Here is a 3803-nt window from a genome sequence, read left to right on the forward strand (position 1 = left end):
AGGCAACAGGCAACAGGCAACAGGCAACAGGCAACAGGCAACAGGCAACAGGGAATAGGGAATAGGGATAAATTTATCAGAGAAAACCATTTTTATTTATGGCTAATTAATAAGACTTGATATTAAAAACTAATTTATCCAAAATCAATACGAGATATTTCAATAAACTCTTGAATTTAACGACTAGATTTAGTATATATTTCCACTATAACTCCTACAAATGATCCAAATATTCCTCCAACAATTGCTCCCCAAAATGGAACAAGTAGAGGATTGAAACAGGCATACAATCCATCTAAACCATCCAAACAATTTAGAGGTTGAATTTCTTGATAACCTACAACGAGAAAAATAAACATACTCACAAGTGAAGTAAAAGTTGCTGCATTGAATATTCTCATTGTGCATCTAAATTTAGTGATTAAGTTGGTAATTGCACCAACAATTCCACCAATAGTACCTCCAATGACAATACCTACACAAGCTCCAAATAATGTGACAAACCATACAAAAACAACAGGAATTATACTACTCATAAAATCCTCCTTCTTTTGTTAATAAATATTGGTATAGTAATTCCCAAGAAGATTGAAATACAAAATTTCTTTGCTTTAGGGAGTAGGGAGTAGGGAGTAGGGAGCAGGGAATAAAAAAGAAGAAAAATAACTGTACCTCAGTAACTTGAGAAATGCTATAGTACTGTACAAGTAGTAATATTCTAATACCCAATTCAAATGAAGCTGCATAGAATTAAGATTCAATTTTGAATTTACCGTAGCTCGACGGAGATAAATGAATTAGTTTCATCATTATCTATATTTTAATATTATCTATATTTTAATATTATCTTTAAGGCTTTCACTATAGCAGGGAACAGTAGGAAAAACATTTCTCTATCTTAAAGCAATTTTCCCTTCTGCCTTCTGACTTCTGACTTCTTCAATTCTGTTTTTAAGTCCTCCAAAAAAGCTTTAATTTGCTAAAAATACTTACGATTAATGCCACTAATAATGTATAAATAAATCCCGTAAATAATCCTAACCCTGTTTTTTGAGTCATTTGTCTAATTTCTTCATACCATCCAGTTAATTTCAAGATAGGTAAGAGTAAATTACCAAAAACTACATAAGCTATCATTGGATTTTGACCATTATAGATAAATAATTTGAGAATACTTTTTTGCTGAAAATAATCCCTAACAACAGCGAACAGAATTAACAAAAAAATAGACATTCCTGTAGTAATGAAAAAGTAGCTTAGGGTAGCACTATCTTTTTTAATTCCACCTTGAAAAGGTTCAAAAGCTAATCCTAATCCTAGCCAATAAATCCCCCAACTATAAAGTTTATTGAGTAAATTTTCGATCTGATTATTTGGCTGCTGGAATAATAACCAACCAGAAGCACATAAAACTCCACTTATTAAAGTTGTTTCTAAAACTAGCCTAGATTGTAACCCAATCAATAATACCAAGTCAATAGCCAGCATTAATACTGCAATAATAAAAAAACGACTAGCTGGCCATTGTTCTAATATTGAATCGCGATCGCTATTTTCATTATTTCTCATCCATTTTAAAATTAAATCTCCGCCAATAGTACCTGGAATAATAATAAATAAGTACTTCAAATAATCAAATCTAAAAATCCAAGGCAAAGGAGAGTTAAACCAAAACTCTTTCACCCATCCATCATCAGCAGCAGAAAATCTGAGACCTAATAATATTCCCAATAATCCTAAACGTAACCACCAATTAGATTTAGTAAATAACCAAATTATCGAACCAAAAACAGCCATATTAGTTAAAACTATGAGAATAATATCACTGCGTTCTAATGAAAAGTTACTACCATCTGGATATGTTAATCTACTCAGAACTAAAATACATATACTCCACCCAGTCATACTAATCAATTGATTTAGAAACTTGGGGAAAAATTTAGGTAAACGACTGAACATTAAAAATAGGATTAAAAATCCTAGTAAAGCTAATTGCCACTTTTCCGGAATTTCCTCTGCGTTATTAATAATGTGTGGTCTAAAATGTTGAATAACTATAGCAAATGTACCTAACAAAAAACCTCTTTTTAGGATGAATAAAAATATTTTACTGTATCGCCAGCCTTGATTTATTAATCGAGATAAAGCTAGGGGAATAGATGCTCCCATGGAAAATAAGAAAATCGGAAAAACAACATCTACCCAAGTTAATCCAGGAATATTAGGATTAAATACATAATTTGGTGGCGGAGTTTGGGCATGGTACATCCAAGCAGGTAATGTTCCATCACGAGGAATTATGCCTGATAATACCATCATTAAAATGGCAAATCCTCGTAGAGCATCTAGAGCTTCAGCACGTTTTGTAGAAATTTGTTGTTTTACCATAGTTATATAGTAATCCTAATTTCATTTGTGATATTTTAGTGTTGGTTAGGAGTAAGAATTGCTGGAGTCAGCGAGTCAGAATATAAAGGATTTTTAATACATATCTACAGAAAATAAACTTGCTCTTTATTTAAGATAAGCTAAAGTTTTAAAAGTCACTTACAAAATCATTTTTCGTATCTTGATTATGAAAATATATTCTCTGCTTCCGGTTCTCTACTCTTGGAAAAATCTATATTTTTTTGAAAGATGTCTAGTGCCTATTAACTATAAATAATATTTTTCACAATCTATTAGATTTTTATATAAAAAATAGTTAGATTAAAATGTCAAAAAATCGAGTTGAAATACACTTGCTGCTTGACATTATATTAATAAGAAAACTTTAGGTTATTGTTGATTTTTGCTAATTCTCTATTTCTAATTTTTTAAAGCTATACCCATAATGTTACCTCCACCTTGAGCTTTAGCTAGACGCATTGCTAAAGCAACTTCAGGTAATGTTTTACCGTATCCGATAGTGCCAGTTAATCCAGTTCTCTCTTTGTAGATTCTCTGTAAATCGTTTAGTAAATTTACCTGATAAGGTGCTTTAAATAGAATATTATCTCCTTCTGCAAAAAGTACACTTTTGTTATTTTTTGTTGCTTTGTAGATTAACTTTTTTAACTCCTCAATAACTTCATGTACTATCTGACTTCGTTGTCTTACTTCATCTTCACTTGATTTTTCAAACGCCATTTCTAAATAGTCACCAGTAGAATCACCATCGAACCCGAAATAAAAAATTGTCTGATTTTTATCTGCTGGAGTTTCTAGAATTTGAACATTTACAAGTTGACCATTTTGATCTAGAAAAGAACTTAGTGTTTTAGTTGTAAATTGTAGAAATGCAAATGCTAACTGAGAAGACAAGCGGGATTGAATAGCTATTATATCCTTTGAATAGCTATTTTCTGAAGAAGGATGAGCAATATCATTTCTTACTGAAGTGATTAGTCTAGTGATATGTTCTAATGTTTCAAGATTAACGAAGTATTTTGGATTTTGAGAAAAAATATTCCGCACTTCATCTAACTTTTTTCCTAGTGTTTTGTTCTCCAAATCAGCACTTTTTATAATAGTTAAGATGATATTTGCGACTTCTTCAACTCCAGCAGAGGAAGAAAAAATAGAATGACGATAACTATAGGTTTCTTCAGTTACTTCACCAATTAGGCGAGAATTTACTCCAGATAAAAGTGATTCTCGTAAATGTTCAATATCAAGTCCAGAAGGTAATAAATTTGTTAGACAATTTACAAGATCGTTAATATTTGAGCGATGGCGTAAAACTTCTGTGTAATTTAATTTTCATTCCTTATCAAACTCTCTTATCGGAGGAAATTTGCGATATTTTATACTTACGCCTGCTT

Annotated in this window: 3 protein-coding genes; all 3 read right to left on the bottom strand. The window is 31.2% G+C overall.

The features are described 5' to 3' along the window. Window positions 1-176: 176 nt before the first annotated feature. The gene (locus AC3DU7_RS28040) at window positions 177-536 is read right to left on the bottom strand and encodes a hypothetical protein (protein WP_488042539.1); all 360 of its coding nucleotides are present in this window, start codon (window positions 534-536) and stop codon (window positions 177-179) included. A 415-nt stretch (window positions 537-951) separates the two neighbouring features. Then, a complete protein-coding gene (locus AC3DU7_RS28045; protein ID WP_488042540.1) occupies window positions 952-2388 on the bottom strand; it encodes a DUF5009 domain-containing protein in 1437 nt (478 codons plus the stop codon). Between the two features lie 420 nt (window positions 2389-2808). Further along, window positions 2809-3492: a mCpol domain-containing protein gene (locus tag AC3DU7_RS28050; protein WP_488042541.1), complete on the bottom strand. Its 684-nt coding sequence runs from the start codon at window positions 3490-3492 to the stop codon at window positions 2809-2811. Window positions 3493-3803 lie beyond the last annotated feature (311 nt).

The sequence above is a fragment of the Okeania sp. genome, assembly GCF_983059655.1.

Coding starts and splice junctions, on each gene's coding strand:
- AC3DU7_RS28040 (WP_488042539.1), bottom strand. CDS start 536: ATGAGTAGTATAATTCCTGTTGTTTTTGTATGGTTTGTCACATTATTT.
- AC3DU7_RS28045 (WP_488042540.1), bottom strand. CDS start 2,388: ATGGTAAAACAACAAATTTCTACAAAACGTGCTGAAGCTCTAGATGCT.